Annotated in this window: 17 protein-coding genes; 7 read left to right on the top strand and 10 right to left on the bottom strand. The window is 67.2% G+C overall.

What is annotated here, in order from left to right; genetic code table 11:
• Nucleotides 1-30 precede the first annotated feature (30 nt).
• Both AC6EUH_RS05595 and AC6EUH_RS05590 read right to left on the bottom strand, forming a co-directional pair.
• Nucleotides 31-2,274 carry an acetyl/propionyl/methylcrotonyl-CoA carboxylase subunit alpha gene (locus tag AC6EUH_RS05595; RefSeq protein ID WP_499738107.1) on the bottom strand — a complete coding sequence of 748 codons (2,244 nt, stop codon included), beginning with the start codon at nucleotides 2,272-2,274 and terminating at the stop codon, nucleotides 31-33.
• Nucleotides 2,275-2,287: 13 nt separating this feature from the next.
• The gene (locus AC6EUH_RS05590) at nucleotides 2,288-3,895 is read right to left on the bottom strand and encodes a carboxyl transferase domain-containing protein (RefSeq protein ID WP_499738030.1); all 1,608 of its coding nucleotides are present in this window, start codon (nucleotides 3,893-3,895) and stop codon (nucleotides 2,288-2,290) included.
• A 169-nt stretch (nucleotides 3,896-4,064) separates the two neighbouring features.
• Here AC6EUH_RS05590 and AC6EUH_RS05585 point away from each other — a divergent pair, with 169 nt between their 5' ends.
• On the top strand, nucleotides 4,065-4,754 hold the full coding sequence (locus AC6EUH_RS05585; protein WP_499738106.1) for an SACE_7040 family transcriptional regulator: 690 nt from the start codon (nucleotides 4,065-4,067) through the stop codon (nucleotides 4,752-4,754).
• A 275-nt stretch (nucleotides 4,755-5,029) separates the two neighbouring features.
• The gene (locus AC6EUH_RS05580; RefSeq protein WP_499738029.1) at nucleotides 5,030-5,377 is read left to right on the top strand and encodes a hypothetical protein; all 348 of its coding nucleotides are present in this window, start codon (nucleotides 5,030-5,032) and stop codon (nucleotides 5,375-5,377) included.
• A gap of 288 nt (nucleotides 5,378-5,665) precedes the next feature.
• Here the strand turns inward: AC6EUH_RS05580 and AC6EUH_RS05575 are convergent, their stop codons facing one another.
• From AC6EUH_RS05575 to pdhA, 3 genes are read right to left on the bottom strand one after another with little or no spacing between them, the layout of a single operon-like run.
• The gene (locus AC6EUH_RS05575; protein WP_499738028.1) at nucleotides 5,666-7,063 is read right to left on the bottom strand and encodes a dihydrolipoamide acetyltransferase family protein; all 1,398 of its coding nucleotides are present in this window, start codon (nucleotides 7,061-7,063) and stop codon (nucleotides 5,666-5,668) included.
• Complete coding sequence (locus AC6EUH_RS05570; protein ID WP_499738027.1) at nucleotides 7,060-8,070, bottom strand: alpha-ketoacid dehydrogenase subunit beta; 1,011 nt, start codon at nucleotides 8,068-8,070, stop codon at nucleotides 7,060-7,062. The genes AC6EUH_RS05575 and AC6EUH_RS05570 overlap by 4 nt, the downstream gene beginning before the upstream one ends.
• Entirely contained in the window at nucleotides 8,070-9,248 is a 1,179-nt protein-coding gene (gene pdhA / locus AC6EUH_RS05565; protein ID WP_499738026.1) for a pyruvate dehydrogenase (acetyl-transferring) E1 component subunit alpha, read from the bottom strand. Before pdhA ends, AC6EUH_RS05570 begins: the two co-directional genes overlap by 1 nt.
• Before the next feature lie 195 nt (nucleotides 9,249-9,443).
• Here pdhA and AC6EUH_RS05560 point away from each other — a divergent pair, with 195 nt between their 5' ends.
• The gene (locus tag AC6EUH_RS05560) at nucleotides 9,444-9,917 is read left to right on the top strand and encodes an Lrp/AsnC family transcriptional regulator (RefSeq protein WP_056432596.1); all 474 of its coding nucleotides are present in this window, start codon (nucleotides 9,444-9,446) and stop codon (nucleotides 9,915-9,917) included.
• Between the two features lie 96 nt (nucleotides 9,918-10,013).
• Here AC6EUH_RS05560 and AC6EUH_RS05555 read toward each other — a convergent pair whose 3' ends face one another.
• Together AC6EUH_RS05555 and AC6EUH_RS05550 are read right to left on the bottom strand one after the other, a co-directional pair.
• Nucleotides 10,014-11,630 (bottom strand): monocarboxylic acid transporter, encoded by a 1,617-nt coding sequence (locus AC6EUH_RS05555; RefSeq protein WP_056432598.1) that lies wholly within the window; start codon nucleotides 11,628-11,630, stop codon nucleotides 10,014-10,016.
• A complete protein-coding gene (locus AC6EUH_RS05550) occupies nucleotides 11,627-12,007 on the bottom strand; it encodes a DUF485 domain-containing protein (protein WP_056432601.1) in 381 nt (126 codons plus the stop codon). The genes AC6EUH_RS05555 and AC6EUH_RS05550 overlap by 4 nt, the downstream gene beginning before the upstream one ends.
• 229 nt (nucleotides 12,008-12,236) lie before the next feature.
• Between AC6EUH_RS05550 and AC6EUH_RS05545 the strand changes: the two genes are divergently transcribed.
• The 4 genes from AC6EUH_RS05545 to AC6EUH_RS05530 are packed head-to-tail and all read left to right on the top strand — an operon-like array spanning nucleotide 12,237 to nucleotide 16,124.
• Nucleotides 12,237-13,454 carry a sensor histidine kinase gene (locus AC6EUH_RS05545; protein ID WP_056432604.1) on the top strand — a complete coding sequence of 406 codons (1,218 nt, stop codon included), beginning with the start codon at nucleotides 12,237-12,239 and terminating at the stop codon, nucleotides 13,452-13,454.
• A gap of 42 nt (nucleotides 13,455-13,496) precedes the next feature.
• The gene (locus tag AC6EUH_RS05540) at nucleotides 13,497-14,216 is read left to right on the top strand and encodes a LytR/AlgR family response regulator transcription factor (protein ID WP_056432607.1); all 720 of its coding nucleotides are present in this window, start codon (nucleotides 13,497-13,499) and stop codon (nucleotides 14,214-14,216) included.
• On the top strand, nucleotides 14,213-14,650 hold the full coding sequence (locus tag AC6EUH_RS05535) for a DUF485 domain-containing protein (protein WP_499738025.1): 438 nt from the start codon (nucleotides 14,213-14,215) through the stop codon (nucleotides 14,648-14,650). Before AC6EUH_RS05540 ends, AC6EUH_RS05535 begins: the two co-directional genes overlap by 4 nt.
• Before the next feature lie 7 nt (nucleotides 14,651-14,657).
• Nucleotides 14,658-16,124, top strand: coding sequence for a sodium/solute symporter (locus tag AC6EUH_RS05530; protein WP_499738024.1), 1,467 nt, complete (start codon nucleotides 14,658-14,660; stop codon nucleotides 16,122-16,124).
• A 3-nt stretch (nucleotides 16,125-16,127) separates the two neighbouring features.
• On the opposite strand, the gene AC6EUH_RS05525 is transcribed toward AC6EUH_RS05530, so the two are convergent.
• The 3 genes from AC6EUH_RS05525 to frr form a co-directional block, all read right to left on the bottom strand.
• Entirely contained in the window at nucleotides 16,128-16,706 is a 579-nt protein-coding gene (locus AC6EUH_RS05525) for a DivIVA domain-containing protein (RefSeq protein WP_499738023.1), read from the bottom strand.
• An 81-nt stretch (nucleotides 16,707-16,787) separates the two neighbouring features.
• The gene (locus AC6EUH_RS05520; protein ID WP_056432616.1) at nucleotides 16,788-17,708 is read right to left on the bottom strand and encodes a phosphatidate cytidylyltransferase; all 921 of its coding nucleotides are present in this window, start codon (nucleotides 17,706-17,708) and stop codon (nucleotides 16,788-16,790) included.
• Nucleotides 17,708-18,265, bottom strand: coding sequence for a ribosome recycling factor (gene frr, locus AC6EUH_RS05515; protein ID WP_056432619.1), 558 nt, complete (start codon nucleotides 18,263-18,265; stop codon nucleotides 17,708-17,710). The genes AC6EUH_RS05520 and frr overlap by 1 nt, the downstream gene beginning before the upstream one ends.
• Nucleotides 18,266-18,296 lie beyond the last annotated feature (31 nt).

Below are 18,296 nucleotides of genomic sequence, written 5' to 3'. Positions count from 1 at the left end.
GTGCTGTCTGTGGTGCTGAAAGTGTGGAAGCTACTCCGCCGCGCCCATGGCGATAACGGCTTCTTCGATGGTGTCCTCGGCTGCGTTGTCCGGCGGAGCCGGTTCCGTCTGGTGAACGGGGTGGATGGTGGCCAGGACCTGGTCTGCCTTCACCAGTTCCCCGGAGGCGATACTGATGTGCACGGTCCCGTCCAGCGGGGCCACGAGCTGGTGCTCCATCTTCATGGCCTCCACCGCGAGCAGCACCTGCCCAGCGGTGACGGCGTCCCCGTTCTTCACGGAGACGGACACCACGGTGCCCGGCATCGGCGAGCGCACCGCGGGGTCGGCAGCGCCTTCCTCGCGTTCGACGGCGGCCAGCACCCGGGCCAGCTTGGCTTCGCGGCCCAGCGGTTCGAGCCGGCAGGACCAGCCGTCGTTGCCGAGAAAAACAAATTCCGGTGGGTCCTCCCGCTGATAGTCCTGCCCGGACCCCGCATGGGCGAACCGGAGTTCCCCGCCGTCGATCTCCAGTAAGACATCGTCACTGGACATCCCAATGACCCTCACCTCATGCTCGGGCCCGCCGTCGACGCGGACCCGAGCACTACCGAGATCGATGTTGCTGAGCCAAGTGACAGCCACGGTGGAGATTTTGCCGCCCGGGGCGCCGAAGCTCATGGTCCAGGCCGCCGGTGCACCCAGCCGCCACCCGGTGGTGGTGTCCCACGGCGAGCCGACCGTTTCCGGCGCCTCGGCGAGGACCCAGAACGGCATAGCCGCGGCGATCAGTTCGGCGTCGCCGGCCCGGCGGAACGTGAAGCCTGCCATTTTCCGTTCGATCAGGCCGGTATCGAGCCGGCCAGCCCGGACGTCGGCGTCGTTGATCAGCAGGCGCAGGTACTCGACGTTGGTGTCGATCCCCAGCGCGGTGTAGCGGGCGAGGGCGGTGTCGAGTTTGTCCAGGGCCGCCGTCCGGTCCCTGCCCCAGGCAATGACCTTGGAGATCATCGGGTCGTAGTCGCTGGAAATTTTCAGGCCCTCCAGCAGGGAGGAATCGATCCGGATGTCCGGATCGGCGGAGGCTGGTGTCAAGGCATCCAGGTCATCCATCGCGGTGAAGATCGTGCCGCGCTCATCCAGGAGCACCACCTCTCCGCCGGACGGCAGGAAATTCTTCTCCGGAACCTCGGCGTAGACGCGCGCCTCCACCGAGTGTCCGGTGAGGACGACGTCGTCCTGCCGGACGGTGAGTTTCTCTCCGGCGGCGATGCGCACCTGCCATTCGACGAGGTCGAGGCCGGTGACCATCTCGGTGACCGGGTGTTCGACCTGCAGGCGGGTGTTCATCTCCATAAAGAAGAATTCGTCCGGGGCGTTGTCGGAGACCAGGAACTCCACGGTGCCGGCGCCGGAGTAGTTGACGCTGCGGGCGGCGTTGCAGGCGGCATCGCCCAGACGGGCACGGATGTCCGCGCCGTCGGGCAGTGATTCCAGCAGCGGGGAGGGTGCCTCCTCGATGACCTTCTGGTGCCGGCGCTGCAGCGAGCACTCGCGCTCCCCCAGGTGGATGACGTTGCCGTGGTTGTCCGCCAGCACCTGGACCTCGATATGCCGTGGGGTGAGGACGAGCCGTTCCAGGAACAGTGTGTCGTCGCCGAAGGCGCTGGCCGCGACCCGGCGGGCGGTGACCAGGGTGGCTGCGAGGTCTTCGGGGCGCTCGACAATGTGCATGCCCTTTCCCCCGCCGCCGGCGGAGGGCTTGATCAGCAGCGGGAAGCCGACGCCGGCCGCGGCCTCGATCAGCTGGGCGTCCGTCATGCCGGGTTCGGCGATGCCCGGAACCACGGGCACGCCGTAGCCGGTGACATGGTTCTTGGACCGGATTTTGTCGCCCATGACATTGAGGGATTCGACGCCGGGACCGATGAACGTGATCTCCGCCTTTTCCAGGGCACGGGCGAAGTCGACGTTCTCGCTCAGGAAGCCGTAGCCCGGGTGCACGGCTTCGGCACCGGTGTCGCGGCAGGCCTGGATGATGGCCTCGATCTTGAGGTAGCTCTCGGCCGCCGCGGCGGGGCCGATCCGCACGGCGACGTCGGCCTCGCGCACGTGGCGGGCTCCGGCGTCGGCGTCGGAATAGACGGCGACCGAACGGATGCCCAGCGCGCGCAGCGTGCGGATCACGCGGCAGGCGATCTCACCGCGGTTCGCGACGAGCACGGTGCCGAAGAGCGGCTTCGTGGGTGGCGTCGGGGAAGTTGTCGTCGGCGAAGAAAGAGTCGGCTCAGAAATAGTCACTGCTGGCTCACATCCGGAAAAGGCCGAAGGAGGTCTCCGGCAGCGGGGTGCGGGAGACGACGTCGAGCGCCAGTCCCAGGACGGTGCGGGTGTCCGCGGGGTCGATCACGCCGTCGTCCCAGAGGCGGGCGGTGGAATAGTAGGGGCTGCCTTGGTCCTCGTACTGCTGTTTGATCGGGGCTTTGAACGCGTCCTCGTCCGCGGCGGACCATTCCTCGCCCCGGGCCTCGTACTGGTCCCGTTTCACGGTGGCGAGCACGCTGGAGGCCTGGTTGCCGCCCATCACGGAGATCCGGGACGCCGGCCACATCCAGAGGAAGCGCGGCGAGTAGGCCCGGCCGCACATGGAGTAGTTGCCCGCACCGAAAGACCCGCCGATCACCACGGTCAGTTTGGGGACCCGGGCGGTGGCGACGGCGGTGACCATCTTGGCGCCGTTTTTGGCGATGCCGCCCTGTTCGTAGTCCTTGCCGACCATAAAGCCGGAGAGGTTCTGCAGGAAGATCAGCGGGATGCCGCGCTGGTCGCAGAGCTCAATGAAGTGGGCTCCCTTGAGCGAGGATTCGCTGAACAGCACACCGTTGTTGGCCACGATCCCCACGGGGTGGCCGTGCAGCTTCGCGAAACCCGTGACCAGGGTGGTGCCGTAGTTCTTCTTGAATTCGTGGAAGCGGCTGCCGTCCACCAGCCGGGCGATGACCTCGCGCACGTCGTACTGTGCGTTGACGTCGGTGGGGACGGCGCCGTACAGCTCCTCCGGGTCAGCCAGGGGTTCGACGACCGTATCGATGTCCCAGGCGGGGGCGGATGGGCGGGGCAGGGTGGAGACGATGTCGCGGACGATCTGGAGGGCATGCTCATCGTTCTCGGCCAGGTGGTCCGTGACCCCGGAGATTTTCGAGTGCACGTCGCCGCCGCCGAGTTCCTCCGCCGTGACGATCTCCCCGATCGCGGCTTTCACCAGCGGCGGGCCGCCCAGGAAGATGGTGCCCTGGTTGCGGACGATCACGGTCTCGTCGCTCATCGCCGGGACGTAGGCGCCGCCGGCCGTGCAGGAACCCATTACGGAGGCGATCTGCGGGATCTTCGCCGCGGACATTTTGGCCTGGTTGAAGAAGATCCGGCCGAAGTGCTCCTTGTCCGGGAAGACCTCGTCCTGCTTGGGCAGGAAGGCCCCGCCCGAGTCCACGAGGTAGATGCAGGGCAGCCGGTTCTCGAGGGCGATTTCCTGGGCCCGAAGGTGCTTCTTGACCGTCATCGGGTAATAGGTGCCGCCTTTGACCGTGGCGTCGTTGGAGATGACCAGCACCTGGCGGCCGTGCACAAGGCCGATCCCGGCGATGACACCTGCACCGGGCGAATCGTCGTTGTACATGCCGTTGGCGGCCAGCGGCGCGATCTCCAGGAAGGGGCTGCCGTCATCCAGCAGCTGGTCGATGCGTTCGCGCGGCAGGAGTTTGCCGCGGGCCACATGGCGTTCCCGGGACTTTTCCGGTCCGCCCAGGGCTGCCGCGGCGAGGCGTTCCTTCAGCTCGCGGGCCAGCCCCAGCTGGGCCTCGCGGTTCGCGGCGAAGGCGGCGCTCGTGGCGTCCACCTGGCTGGCGATTGTCTCCATTGACTGCTTCCGTTCCGGGCCTTCATGCTGGGGGCCTCAATTGCAACCGTTCCAGCCACTTCGGTTAGTACCGCATAACTGAGATTTAGGTTAGTCTCTATTAACTGTGATGTCCAACACAGCACCCTGCGCGACGCCGCGCGGGCGGCTGGTTCACAAGACGAGGAATGTGCCGGTGACCGACCCCAGCCAGACGAACCAGACCGGCGCCCCGCCTGCGGCCGTCCTGCCCCCGACGCCGCTGCCGCCCACCACCCAGCGCGGCCAGGCCAAGGAGAACCGCCGCCAGGCGCTGCTGTCCTCAGCGGCCGCCCTGTTCGCCGTCGACGGCTTCAACCGGGTGTCCTTGGAGGACCTGGGCGCCGCGGCCGGCGTCAGCGGGCCGGCGGTCTACCGACATTTTGCGGGTAAACAGGCCGTCTTGGGGGCGCTGCTGCTGAGCGTCAGCCAGGATCTGTTCGACGGCGGCCGGCGGGTGGTTGCCGATTCCGACGGCGCCGCCGTTGCGCTGCGCAGCCTGGTCGAGTTCCATGTGGACTTCGCGCTCAACAATCCCGACGTCATCCGCGTGCAGGACCAGGACTTCAGCAACCTCGCCGACGACGACCAGGCCGAGGTCCGCACCCTGCAACGCAACTATGTGGAGCTGTGGGTCGACGTCCTGTCCGGGCTGCACCCCGACACCGAGGATGCCGAACTCCGGATGCGCGCCCACGCCACGTTCGGCCTGATCAACTCCACCCCGCACTCGGTGCGCAGCCACGGGCGGCGGATCGCGGTCAAGCGGGCCCGGCCTCTCCTGCAGAGTATGGCACTGGCGGCACTGATGGCCCCGGCCCTCCCCGGCCTGCCCGGCTGAGCCAAGAGCACCGCGGCGCCCCCGTTCGCCTCCGCGGGTTCCCGCCGTCGGCGGTCCGGGCACTTGGGCGCGGACACGCCGGCAATCAGGACCCCGACGTCGGACATCGCGCCCAAAGTGCCCCCGGGCGGAGAAGCGCCGGTGGCCGCGCCGCCTCCTGGAAGGGCAGCCACCAGGCTTACACTTCCAGTCAGGCAACAGGGCACCAGGGCTTTGGCAGCCGTGGTCAATTGACTTACTGTTCATTCCAATTCAACCGGCAAGAAGGGGTTCGAGTGGCGGCATTACGCGACCCGGACTTCTGGGGGGATGATGGCCGTCTCGGCGTCATTACCCAAGGGGCCTGGACCAATCGCCTGATTCTGGTTTATCCGGACGCCCTTGGGACCTGGACCTTCATAGCAAGCTCTTCTGCGGAAGAAGAGATGCTGGATTTCTACCCAATATCGGACCAAGCCGCTGGAGAAGTCATTGCCGAACTGGGCATCGTATGGTTGGCCCGAAACCTGCAAGAGAACCAACTTGAAGACCTGAACTTTGACCAGAGGTCACATCTGGGCGAGGACTCATCCATACGTGGAATGCTGACTGAAGCAATCAAGAGACTCTTCAGGAAAAAATAGACAGGCGGGGCGTCAAGCATGCCACCCTGTTGCCGGCACCCACGGATTGAAGCCTAACGAGCCGCTTCCGCCAGACTTACAAAAGGGTGAGCACAAGCATTGGTGCTGTGGCCTGCCCGCGCTCCGGGGGCACTTTGGCGCGGACACGCCGGGAACCAGGGCTCCGACGTCGAACGTTGGCCGCAAAGTGCCCCCGGACGGCAAATACGCCGCCGCCACGTACTCCAGACAACAAAACTGCCGGCCGCCCCTGGGCAGGGGCGGCCGGCAGCTCTGAGCTTGGGTCGGCTAAACCATGGCAAGCGCCATGCCCGGGTCGGACAGGATGGCGCCGAGGTCCTGCAGGAAGCGTGAGCCCTGCTCGCCGTCCACCAGGCGGTGGTCGAAGGACAGGCTGAGCGTCATGACCTGGCGCAGCGCCACCTCGTCCTGAAACTCCCAGGGCATCTTCCGCACCGCACCGAGCGCCAAAATCGCGGCCTCACCCGGGTTGAGGATGGGGGTGCCGGCATCGATGCCGAAGACGCCGATGTTGGTGATGGAGATGGTGCCCCCGGAGAGCTCGGCCGGAGCGGTCTTGCCCGCGCGTGCCGTGTCCGTCAGCTCGGTCAGGGCGGTGGAGAGCTCCAGCAGGGACATCCGGTCGGCGTCCTTGATGTTCGGCACGGTCAGGCCGCGCGGCGTGGCGGCCGCGATGCCCAGGTTCACGTAGTTGTACTGCACGATCTCCTGTTTGGCCTCGTCCCAGCGGGTGTTGAGCGTTGGGTGGTTGCGCAGGGCGATGAGCACGGCCTTTGCCACGACGGTCAGCGGCGTGAGCTTGTAGCCGGCAAACGCGCGGCTGGCCTTGAGCTTCGCCAGCAGTTCCATGGTCGGGGTGACGTCGACGGTGAGGAACTCCGTCACGTGCGGTGCGGTGAAGGCGCTGGAAACCATGGCGGCGGCAGTGAACTTCCGGACGCCCTTGATCGGGGTCCGGGTTTCCCGCTCGCCCTGCGCCGGAGCCTGCGCGGACACACCGGCCAGGTCCTGCGGTGCCACCGGCAGGTCTCCCCCTCCGACGAAGTTGCGCACATCGTCGCGGGTGATGAGCCCGTGCTCACCGGTACCGGTGACGGCTGCGAGGTCGACGTCGAGATCCTTGGCCAGCTTGCGCACCGGCGGCGTGGACCGCGGGCGCTCCGCGGACCGGGGCACGGCAGGCAGTGCCTCCGCAACCGCCGGGGCGGGCGCGACCGGCTCAACCACCGGTGCGGGCGCGACCGGCTCAACCACCGGGGCAGGCGCGGCGTCGGCCACGGCGGGGGCGGCGAAGCTGCGGGCGCGGCGGGCGGGCCGGCCGGAGTTCTCCAGGACGGCGCCGTAGCCAACGAGGTTCGGTTCACGCTTGGCCGGCGCGTCCGCACCGGAACCGCCGGCGGAACCGCCGTCGTCGCCCTCCACTTCGAAGGAAACGATCGGCTTGCCGACCTCGACGACGGTGCCGGGCTGTTCGTGGAGGGCCGCGACCACACCGGCGAACGGCGAGGGCAGCTCGACGACGGCCTTGGCCGTTTCGACCTCCGCGATGATCTGGTTGAGCGCGACGGTATCCCCCACCGCGACCTTCCACGCGACGATTTCCGATTCAGTGAGACCCTCGCCGAGGTCCGGCAGCCTGAATTCCTTGATCATGGTGGCGCTCATCCTTCCAGCCCGCTCAGGGAGTTGGGGCGGCCCAGGGCACGGTCCACGCCGTCCAGGATCCGGTCCAGACCCGGGAGGTGGTGCATTTCAAGCTTCGAATAGGGGTACGGGACGTCGAAGCCGGTGACCCGGACCGGGGCAGCCTCGAGGTGGTAGAAACAGCGTTCGGTGATGCTGGCGGCAACCTCGGCGCCGATGCCGCCGGTCTGGGAGGCTTCATGGGTGATGACCAGCCGGCCGGTCTTCCGGACCGAGGCCTCCAGCGTGGCGAAGTCCAGCGGGGCGAGCGAGCGCAGGTCGATGACTTCGATCGACACGCCCTCGTCCGCGGCGGCGAGGGCGGCGTCCTTGGCGGTCTTGACGAGCGGGCCGTACGCCACAAGCGTCACGTCCGTGCCTTCGGTGACCACACGGGCCTTCTCCAGGGACAGGGCGGCACCGAGGTCAAGGGCCTCGTCCACCTCACCCTTGTCGTGGTAGCGGCGCTTGGGTTCGAAGTACAGCACCGGATCATCCGAGGCGATGGCCTGCTGGATCATCGTGTAGGCGTCCTGGGGGTTGGAGACGCTGATGACGCGCAGCCCCGAGGTGTGGGTGAAGTAGGCCTCCGGCGATTCGGAGTGGTGTTCCGGAGAGCCGATGCCGCCGCCGAAGGGCACGCGGATGGTGATGGGCATCTTCACCGCGCCCTGGGTCCGGTAGTGCATCTTGGCGACCTGGCTGACGATCTGGTCGAACGCCGGGTAGATGAAACCGTCGAACTGGATCTCCACCACCGGGCGGTAGCCGCGGTACGCGAGTCCGACGGCGGTGCCCATGATGCCGGACTCGGCGAGCGGGGTGTCCACCACACGGTGCTTCCCGAAGTCCTTCTGCAGGCCGTCGGTAACGCGGAAGACACCGCCGAGGGCGCCGATGTCCTCGCCCATGAGGATCACCTTGGGATCATTTTCCAGGGACTTGCGCAGGCCCGAATTGATGGCTCGGGCAAAGGTCATCTGCGTCATCAGCGTGCACCTTCTTCAGAAGCGGCTTCTGCGGGATCGCCGAAGGAAGCCAGGTAACGGGAATAGTGGTCCTGCTGGCGCTCCAGCGTGGAATGGGGGGTGCTGTAGACGTGCTTGAAGATGTCCATCGGCGCCGGCTCGGGCATGTTGATGGTGCCCGCCCGCAGCGCCTTGGCCACGGCGTCGGCCTTGGCGGCGACGGCGGTTTCGAGGTCCTCGGTGAGCAGCCCCTTGCGTTCCAGCAGCGACTTCAGCCGGGCGATCGGGTCCTTCGCCGCCCAGTCCTCAAGCTCGTTGGCGTCACGGTAGCGGGTGGGGTCATCCGCCGTCGTGTGCGGGCCCATACGGTAGGTGACGGCCTCGATGAAGGTCGGGCCGCCGCCGCGGCGCGCGCGGTCGATGGCGATGCGGGTTGCGGCCATCACGGCCAGGACATCGTTGCCGTCCACCCGCATACTGGGGATGCCAAAGCCTGCGGCGCGGTCCGCGATCTGGATGTGGGACTGCAGCCGGACCGGCTCGGAAATGGCCCAGTGGTTGTTCTGGCAGAAGAAGACCACCGGGGACTGGAAGCTGGCGGCGAACACCAGGGCCTCGTTGACATCGCCCTCGCTCGTGGCGCCGTCGCCGAAGTAGGCCACGGCGACCGAATCGGCGCCGTCGTTCTGTATTCCCATCGCGTAGCCGGTGGCGTGCAGGGTCTGGGCGCCGATGATGATCTGCTGTGTTGCGACGTTGACCGTGTACGGGTCCCAGCCCGCCAGGGCATTGCCCCGCCAGGCCTTGACGATGTCCTCCGGGTTGACCCCGCGGCAGTACGCGACGCCGTTGTCGCGGTAGCTGGGGAACACGAAGTCATCGTCGCGGAGGGCCCGGGCCGAGCCGATCTGGGCGGCCTCCTGGCCCAGCAGCGGCGGCCAGAGCGCGAGTTCGCCCTGGCGCTGCAGCGCGGTGGCCTCGGTATCGATCCGGCGGATGACCACCATGTCTTCGTAGAGCGCACCGAGCTGCTCATCGGTGACATCCTGGAGCCAGGGATCGAACTCGGGATGGCTTACCCGTTCTCCCCCGGGAGTGACGAGCTGGACGAGATCCCCGCCTGTCCGCCTGTTTGATTCTGCACTGTTCCCGGGGCCACCGGCGGCAATGCCGCTCTTGCCCGCGTCGTCGGTAAACACAGTTGTCCGCACCTTCTGACGTCGTCTGACCGGTGCTCGCAGGACTCGTGATCCCGGTGCGCGCCGGCCGCCCGGGCGCCGTTGCCCCGGATATCTGTGACCCTACTCACAATGCCCATTGGGTACAACCACCCGCAAAGAAGTTGAGCATTCTGCACTGTCTGGCAGTTTGGCACCGTGCTAATCTTGCGCATTATGCAACCCTTGGATGGCACCGACACCCGCCTGCTTTCGGCCATGGCCCGGGATCCCCGGCGGACCGTCGTGGCGCTGGCCCAGAAACTGGGATTGTCGCGGAATACCGTGCAGGCCCGGATGGCGCAGCTGGAGAAGAAGCACGTCTTCCTGTCCTTTGAGCGCCGCATCAATCCGGCCTCGCTGGGCTACCCGCTGATGGCATTCATCTCGGTGCACGTCCAGCAGCAGAAGCTCGGCCAGCTGGCGGCGGAACTGGCCGATATTCCGGAGATCCTGGAGGGCTACGGCCTGACCGGCTCGGCGGACCTGCTGCTGCGGGTGGTGGCCCTCGACGCCGAGGACCTCTTCCGGATCAACGGCAAGATCCTGGCCTGCGACGGCGTGGACCGGACGGACACTGCCCTGGCCATGAGCGAGATGATCCCCTTCCGGATCCAGCCGCTGCTGGAACGTGGCTCCGCCGAAGGCTGAGGATTCCGCCGGACGCCAAACGGCAGGAGCCCCCATGCGGTTGCATGGGGGCTCCTGCCGTCTGTCAGCCGGTGTGGATCACCAGCGGGTGATGCCTTAGTGGTCGGTGGCCTTTTCGGCGCCCACGCCCGTGAGGGAGCGGACTTCCATTTCGGCCTGCTTGGTGGTGTCTTCCAGCCTCTTGTCGAGCACCGAACCGAGCCATCCCAGGAAGAACGCGAGCGGGATGGAGACGATGCCGGGGTTGCTGAGCGGGAAGATCGCGAAGTTGGCGCCCGGGATCATGGACGTCTTGGCACCGGAGACCACCGGGGACAGCGCGATCAGGATGATCGCCGAGCCGAGCCCGCCGTACATGCTCCAGATGGCGCCCTGGGTGGTGAACTTTCGCCAGAACAGCGAGTACAGGATGGTGGGCAGGTTGGCCGATGCCGCCACCGCGAAGGCGAGCGCCACGAGGAACGCAACGTTCTGTCCGTTGGCGAAAATGCCGCCGGCAATGGCCAGGAGACCAATCACGATGACGGTCTTGCGGGCCACCTTGACCTCGGTGGCCGGGTCAGCCTTGCCCTTGGCAATGACGCTGGCGTAGATATCGTGGGCGAACGATGCCGCCGCGGTGATCGTCAGGCCGGCGACGACGGCCAGGATGGTGGCGAACGCCACGGCCGAGATGAAGCCGAGCAGCAGCGGGCCACCGAGGTGGAACGCCAGCAGCGGTGCCGCGGAGTTGACGCCGCCCGGAGCAGCCTTGATCGTTTCAGCGCCCACCAGCGCCGCAGCACCGTAGCCCAGGACCAGCGTGAACAGGTAGAACAGGCCGATCAGCCAGATGGACCAGACCACGGACTTGCGGGCTTCCTTGGCGGTCGGGACCGTGTAGAAGCGCATGAGCACGTGGGGCAGGGCCGCGGTGCCGAGCACGAGGGCCAGGCCCAGGGACATGAAGTCGAGCTTGGAGGTTTCGGTCTTGCCGTACTGCATGCCCGGGTTCAAGATGTTCGGGTTGCCCGAGGTTTCCACCGCTCCGCCGAGCAGGTCGGAGAGGTTGAAGCCGTAAATAGCGAGGACCCAGAAGGTCATCACGGCAGCGCCGGCGATCAGGAGCATGGCCTTGATGATCTGGACCCAGGTGGTGCCCTTCATGCCGCCGATCAGTACGTACATGATCATCAGGGCGCCGACGACGATGATGACCAGCGCCTGTCCGCCCCAGTCACTGATGCCCAGCAGCAGGGAGATCAGGCTGCCGGCTCCGGCCATCTGGGCCAGGAGGTAGAAGAAGCAGACCGCGAGGGTGGAGATGGCGGCTGCGATGCGCACGGGGCGCTGCTTGAGCCGGAAGGAGAGAACATCGGCCATGGTGAACTTGCCGGTATTGCGGAGCAATTCGGCCACGAGCAGCAGGGCGACGAGCCAGGCGACCAGGAAGCCGATGGAGTACATAAAGCCGTCGTAGCCGTTGATGGCGATGGCGCCGGTGATGCCGAGGAACGAGGCCGCGGACAGGTAGTCGCCGGCGATGGCGGTGCCGTTCTGCGGCCCGGTGAAGGACCGTCCGGCGGCGTAGTAGTCCGCGGCCGTCTTATTGTTTCGGCTTGCCTTGATCACGATGATCATGGTGACCGCCACGAACAGGGCGAAGATGCCCATGTTCAGCAGCGTGGTTTCCTTGAGATCCGCAACGTTCACTGCGGGGACCATAAACGTCATTTCTCTACCCCGCTGATCTGGTTGCCGTGCTTGTCGAACTCGTGGCCTTCGATTTCATGGCGGATTTCCGCTGCGATCGGGTCCAGCCTCCGGTTCGAGTAGCTGACGTACCAGCCGGTGATGGCGAACGTGGTCACGAACTGAAGCAGGCCCATGATCAGGCCGATGTTGATGTTGCCCCAGACCTTGGTGGACATGAACTCCACCGCGTAGTCGGCCAGCAGGACATAGGCGAAGTACCAGAGCAGGAATGCAATGGCCATCGGAAAGACAAAGCTGCGGTGACGTTTGCGCAGTTCCTGGAACCGCTCCGTCGACTGGACTTCCTTGAAGTCCACGGCCGCCGTAGCGTCCGTTTCTTGGGCTTCGTGACCCATCGTTCCTCCTCATTGAGACTGGCGAGTCCACACCGGCTTGCTTTGACCTGCTCCGAACAGCCCACGGGCCAATGTGACTGCTATCACTGTCTCCCGTGATGCGGCCAACCAACAGAACCGCCCGGCCCTGCGTCGCTCAGCGGTCGGGATGCTGCGGTCAGCGGTGCCTCCAGCACGGTCCGGCGCCCGAACGGCCGTCGCCCGGCGGGCGCCGCGATACGCTGGGCCCATGCCCGACTCTCCCCTGTTCACCGCCGCCGCCATCGCCGTGATCGCAGCGGCGATCGCCGTCGTCGTCGCCGTTGGGCTCAAGGTGCTCCGCTCCTTCAGGGACCTTGGCACCGACGCGGAGCGGGCCACCTACAAGACGCTGCACGCGGCCTCGCGCGCCGGCCAGCATCTGCGGACCGGGCTCAATCCGACCGGCGCCGCCAAGGCCAGCCGGCAGCTGCGCAGCCTGCTGGGCTGCGACGCGCTGGCGATAGCCGACACGTCCGGTGTCCTCGCCTGGGACGGGGCCGGGGAGGAGCTCAAGCCGCTCCTGATGGAACTGTCGGCGGGAGTGCTCGACGGCGGCCATACCGCCGTGATCCCGGCCGGCGAGGTGCAGGAACTGGCCCAGGGCCAGGGCACCGTGGCCACCCGCACGGACGTGGAACGCGGCGCGGTGATCGCCCCGATCAAAACGGGGACCAGGGTGGTGGGCGTGGTGGCCGCCTTCGCCCCGGCGGTGGGCTCCGGCCTGGTCCGGGCCACCAGCGAGGTGGCCGACTGGGTGGCCACGCAGGTGGAACTGGCCGAACTCGACGCGTCGCGCACGCTGCTGATGGAGGCCGAGGTGCGCGCCCTCCGGGCCCAGATCAGCCCGCACTTCATCTACAACTCCCTGAACGCGATCGCTTCCTTCATCAACACGGACCCGGTCCGGGCGCGCGAGCTGGTGGTGGAGTTCGCGGACTTCACGCGCTACTCCTTCCGCCGGCATGGTGACTTCACCACGCTCGCCGAGGAACTGCGCTGCATCGACCGCTACCTGCTGCTGGAACGTGCCCGGTTCGGCGACCGCGTGCAAGTGAGCCTGCGGATCGCCCCCGAAGTGCTCAGCACCGTGATCCCGTTCCTGAGCCTGCAGCCGCTGGTGGAAAACGCCGTCCGGCACGGTCTCGAGGCGAAAGAGGGACCGGGCCACATCTCCATTACGGCCAACGATTCCGGCGCCTTCGCCGAGGTGACCATCGAGGATGACGGCGTGGGCATGGATCCGGAGCAGTTGCGGGCGGTCCTCGCCGGGCACGGCGAGGGCGATCACGTCGGGCTGCGCAACGTCGATGCCCGGCTGCGGCAGGTCTACGGCGACGACAACGGGCTGGTGATCGAGACGGCGCCCGGGGAAGGCACGCTGATCACCATGCGCGTCCCCAAGTCGCAGCCCCGCCACGATGCCTGAGCCTGCGGCCGGCTGCCGTGCCTGCGGCAGTAGTCTTGATCCATGATTAACGTCCTCGTCGCCGACGACGAGCTGCCCGCTGTTGAGGAATTGGCCTTCCTGCTCGGCCGGGACGACCGGATCGGCACCATCTACCGCGCGTCCTCCGGGACCGAGGCCCTGCGCGCCCTCGAGGCTGAGGCTGTCGACGCCGTCTTTCTGGACATCCACATGCCGGCCCTCTCCGGCTTGGACATCGCGCGCGTCATCTCGCGCAGCAGCAGGCCGCCCGCGGTGGTTTTCGTCACTGCCGATGAGGACTGCGCCTTGGAAGCCTTCGAGCTGGCCGCCGTGGACTACCTCCTGAAACCCGTCCGCGCCGAGCGGCTGGCGAAGTCGATCGGCCGGATCAGCGAGCTGCTCAAGGAGGGCGCCCCGCGGCCGGAGATGATCACCGTGGACCTCGGCGGCACCACCAAGATGATCCGCCGCGAGGATGTCACCTATGTCCAGGCCCAGGGCGACTACGCCAGGCTGCACACCGCGGACGCCAGCTACCTCATCCGCGTTCCGCTGGCCGACCTGGAACAGCAATGGGCCGAAGCAGGTTTTATCCGCATCCACCGGTCCTACCTCATCGCGCTGAACCACGTCAGCCACATGAAGCTCGCCGCCGCCCGTCCCAGCGTCACCGTGACGGGTGCCGAACTGCCAATCAGCCGGCGGCACCTGCCGTCAGTGCGGGAGAAGCTTGAGGCGACCCGGATCCGGCCGCAGGCATGACCCGCGTCCGCGTCACCGCGCCCCGCAGCGTCCGGGCTGGCGGCATCACGGCAGGCAGCGCCACAGCGGGCAGCGTCACGGCAGGCAGCGCCAGTCAGGGCGGCAGCGCTGTGACGGCCGCGAGGTTGGCCGCCGCTTCCCGCGAGGCCGCCGAGGAATCCGACGCCGGCCAGGTGTTTGTCCGCTCGTTGATCCGCTCGCAGCTGCGGCTCGGGGTGGTGGTGGCCGCAGGATTCCTGCTGATCCTGGTCGCGTTCCCGCTGATGCTGGGGCTGGTCCCCGGGCTCGCGGAGTCCACGATCATGGGCCTGCCCTTCGACTGGGTGCTGCTGGGCGCGGGGATCTACCCGGTGGTCGGGCTCAGCGCGTGGCTGTATATCCGGACGGCGGCCCGGAACGAGTCCCGCTACCGGGATCTCGTCGGGGACAAGTGAGGCGTCCGTGAACCCGGCCGTTGCCATCGCAGCGTTCGCCGCAGTCTCGCTGGCCACGGCGGGCATCGGTTTCTACGGGCTGCGGATCTCGCGCACCACCGGGGATTTCTACGTGGCGTCCCGGACGGTGCGGCCCTGGTGGAACGCCTCGGCGATCGGCGGCGAATACCTGTCAGCGGCGAGCTTCCTGGGCGTAGCCGGGCTCATCCTGCTCTCCGGCACGGACGCCCTCTGGTTTCCGGTGGGATACACCGCGGGCTACCTGATGCTGCTGCTCTTCGTCGCCGCCCCGCTCCGCCGTTCCGGCGCCTACACGATTCCCGACTTCACCGAGGCCCGGCTCGATTCTCGGGTGGTCCGCAGCGTCACGAGCGTCGTCGTCGTCATTGTCGGCTGGCTCTATATCGTCCCGCAGCTCCACGGCGCGGCGCTGGCCATCCGGATCACCACCGGGCTGCCGGCGTGGGTGGGGATGGTGGCGGTGGTCGTCGTCGTGTGCGTCACGGTCGTCGCGGGCGGCATGCGGTCCATTACCTTTGTCCAGGCGTTCCAGTACTGGCTGAAATTAACGGCGCTGGCGGTGCCGATCCTGTTCATCGTCTTCGTACTGGCGGACTCCGGGACTCCCGCGGTGGCGGAGGGCTCCGTGAACCCCACCGGCGCGGCCCCGGCCGGCATGTACCAAAATGTTTCCCTGCTGGTGGCGCTGCTGTTCGGGACGCTGGGCCTGCCGCACGTGCTGGTGCGCTTCTACACGAACCCGGACGGGCAGTCGGCCCGCCGGACCACCCTGATAGTGCTGGGCCTCTTGTCGGTCTTCTACCTGTTCCCGACGGCGTACGGGCTGATCGGCCGGGTGTTCGCCCCGCACCTGGCGCAAAGCGGGCAGGCCGATGCACTGGTGCTGTTGCTGCCCGGGGAGCTGGTTGGCGGGATGGCCGGTGACCTGCTGTCCGCGCTGGTGGTGGCCGGAGCGTTCGGCGCGTTCCTGTCCACGACCTCCGGGTTGGTGGTCTCGCTCGCCGGGGTGATCAGCCAGGACCTGTTCGGCGGCAGCGTCCAGGGCTTCCGCCGGGCGGCCGTGATTTCCGCGGTGGTCCCGCTGGGCATCGCGTCCATGACGGGTTCGCTCGCGCTGGCCGGGAGCGTGGGGATGGTGTTTGCGTTTACCGCGTCGACGATCTGTCCGGTGCTGCTGCTGGGCATTTGGTGGCGCGGACTGACCGACGCCGGGGCGATCGCCGGCATGGTGACGGGGGCCGTGCTGTGCGGCGGGGCGATGGTGGCCGGAGCCTGGCTGAGTCCCGGCGGGACCCCGCCCTGGCTGGCGCAGCCCGCTGCCTGGACGGTGCCGGCAGCGTTTGCCGTGATGGTCCTGGTCTCCCGTGCCACCCGCGGCCGCGTGCCGCGGACCATCACCCGGCTCATGACCCGGCTGCATACACCGGAACGGCCGTTGGTCACCGAGCGCTGACGCTCAGTCGATGGCGGCCATCAGCTCGACGACGCGGTCCAAGAAGGCGTCCACCTGGTTTTCCTCGTAGCCGTCCTTGCCGACGGCGGGCCGGAACACAGCGCGGCGCACATTGTCCACGCTCAGCGGCTTGTCCTCTTCGAGGTAGCCGATCAGATCGTGGCAGAGGTCGTCCACGTCCGCGGTGTTGTAGCTGCGTGCCTTGGCCTTGGCCGGACGCCGGAAACGCTCACCGTCGGGGCGGTGCAGCCGTCCGCGGAGCAGGCCGGCCAGCCGGCCGATCTCGCGCAGCCAGGCGTCCTCGCCGCGTTCGGCGACCAGTTCGTCGCGCTCCCGCAAGGCGAGCGCGTCCTCCAGGCGGTCCAGGGCGGCGTCCACGTCGGATGCGGCATAGCCGCCCTTGACGGGGTCAAAGGAGACTGCCCGGACGTCCGCGCTCTTGACCGGCCGGGCGGCGGAACGGGGCGATTCGAAGGACACCCGTGCCCGCTGCATGAACTGGTCCACTTGCTTGGCGTTGTAGCCGTACTGATTCCGCTGCACGCGGTCAAAGGAAGCAGGAATCTGCCGTTGAATGTCCACTGTTAGTTTTGTTTCCTTCAATGCCGTTCGGCTGGTTTGCCCGGCACCATTCTAGGGCCGGAGGACGGAAGCGGAAGTTCCTCACGCGCCGGCAAAGATTGAGTAGAGGATAAAGGCTACCGGGGATGCGAAGACGATCGAGTCCAGGCGGTCCATGACCCCGCCGTGGCCGGGCAGGATGCTGCTCATGTCCTTGATGCCGAGTTCGCGCTTGACCATGGATTCGGAGAGGTCCCCTGCGGTGGCTGCGGCAACCATGCCCACGGCCAGCACCACTCCCACCCACCAGGGCCTGTCCAGCAGGAAAACGGCGGCGAGAACACCGACTGCCGTGGCCCCGCCCATCGAACCGGCGAAGCCTTCCCAGCTCTTTTTGGGGCTGATCTTCGGCGCCATCGGGTGCTTGCCGAGCGAGGCGCCAACAAGGTACCCGAAGGTGTCGTTGGCCACCACCAGCAGCAGCAGGGTGGCGATCTGCCACGCTCCCGGCGGAACAACGCCGTCGGGCCACAGCCCCACGGGCGTCTCCCCCACGAACGTGTGCAGCGGCAGCACGGCGAAGCTGATCAGGAACGGGACCCAGGCCAGCGTGAAGACGCCGGCGAAGATGCTGCGCGCGGATCCTGCGGCGCCCTCGAGGGACCGCCAGATCAGCGCGGCAACGCTGCTGAGCATCATCGCGAACAGGAGGCTTTCGAGGCCGCCGAAGTAGGCCGCGGCCGGCATCGCAACCGTTCCTGTCATCACCGGAATGATCGGCAGCCGGGTGCCCGAGGTCTCCAGTGCCCGGAAAACTTCCCAGACACCGAAGATCGCGAAGGTGGTGACAATGAGCACAAACCCCAGCGGAAGGAACAATAGTCCGCCAAGGACGAAGATGAGCATGCCGAGGCCCACAGCGGTGGCGGCGGGAAGATTCCTGCCGGCCTTCGGCGTCGGGTTCCTCCGCTGCTTCCCCCGTACCCGGAGGTGCGCTCCGGGGTCCCCCTGTTCCTGCGCCATCAGACCTCGAGCAGCTCGGCTTCCTTGCGCTTGAGAAGCTCGTCGATGCCGTCGACGTGGGCCTTGGTGATGGCGTCCAGTTCCTTTTCGCCGCGGCTGCCCTCGTCCTCGCCGGCTTCGCCGTCCTTGACCAGCTTGTCCAGGGTTTCCTTGGCCTTGCGGCGGATGTTGCGGATGGACACCTTGGCGTCCTCGCCCTTGGACTTGACGATCTTGACGTATTCCTTGCGGCGCTCGGCCGTCAGGTCCGGAATGGTGATCCGGATGACGTTGCCGTCGTTGGAGGGGTTGGCTCCCACTTCGGAGTCGCTCAGGGCACGCTCGATGTCGCGCAGGGCGGTCTTGTCGAACGGCGTGATGAGGATGGTGCGGGCGTCCGGGATGGCAAAGGAAGCCAGCTGCTGCAACGGCGTGGGTGAGCCGTAGTAGTCCACCAGCACTTTGTTGTAGAGGCCCGGGTTGGCGCGGCCGGTGCGGATCGAGGCGAAGTCTTCCTTGGCTACTTCAACCGCCTTGTCCATCTTGTCCCCGGCTTCGAGCAAGGTTTCTTCGATCACGATCTCTCCTCAGAAATTGGTGCACCCGCCG

The sequence above is a fragment of the Arthrobacter sp. 001422645 genome (genome assembly GCF_059816125.1).
The sequence above is the reverse complement of the archived record's forward strand: the minus strand, read 5'-3'. Positions and strand labels throughout refer to the sequence as shown.

Coding starts and splice junctions, on each gene's coding strand:
- AC6EUH_RS05550 (WP_056432601.1), bottom strand. CDS start 12,007: ATGGGTCACGAAGCCCAAGAAACGGACGCTACGGCGGCCGTGGACTTC.
- AC6EUH_RS05560 (WP_056432596.1), top strand. CDS start 9,444: ATGCAACCCTTGGATGGCACCGACACCCGCCTGCTTTCGGCCATGGCC.
- AC6EUH_RS05590 (WP_499738030.1), bottom strand. CDS start 3,895: ATGGAGACAATCGCCAGCCAGGTGGACGCCACGAGCGCCGCCTTCGCC.
- AC6EUH_RS05540 (WP_056432607.1), top strand. CDS start 13,497: ATGATTAACGTCCTCGTCGCCGACGACGAGCTGCCCGCTGTTGAGGAA.
- AC6EUH_RS05545 (WP_056432604.1), top strand. CDS start 12,237: ATGCCCGACTCTCCCCTGTTCACCGCCGCCGCCATCGCCGTGATCGCA.
- AC6EUH_RS05575 (WP_499738028.1), bottom strand. CDS start 7,063: ATGAGCGCCACCATGATCAAGGAATTCAGGCTGCCGGACCTCGGCGAG.
- AC6EUH_RS05555 (WP_056432598.1), bottom strand. CDS start 11,630: ATGACGTTTATGGTCCCCGCAGTGAACGTTGCGGATCTCAAGGAAACC.
- AC6EUH_RS05535 (WP_499738025.1), top strand. CDS start 14,213: ATGACCCGCGTCCGCGTCACCGCGCCCCGCAGCGTCCGGGCTGGCGGC.
- AC6EUH_RS05570 (WP_499738027.1), bottom strand. CDS start 8,070: ATGACGCAGATGACCTTTGCCCGAGCCATCAATTCGGGCCTGCGCAAG.
- AC6EUH_RS05520 (WP_056432616.1), bottom strand. CDS start 17,708: ATGGCGCAGGAACAGGGGGACCCCGGAGCGCACCTCCGGGTACGGGGG.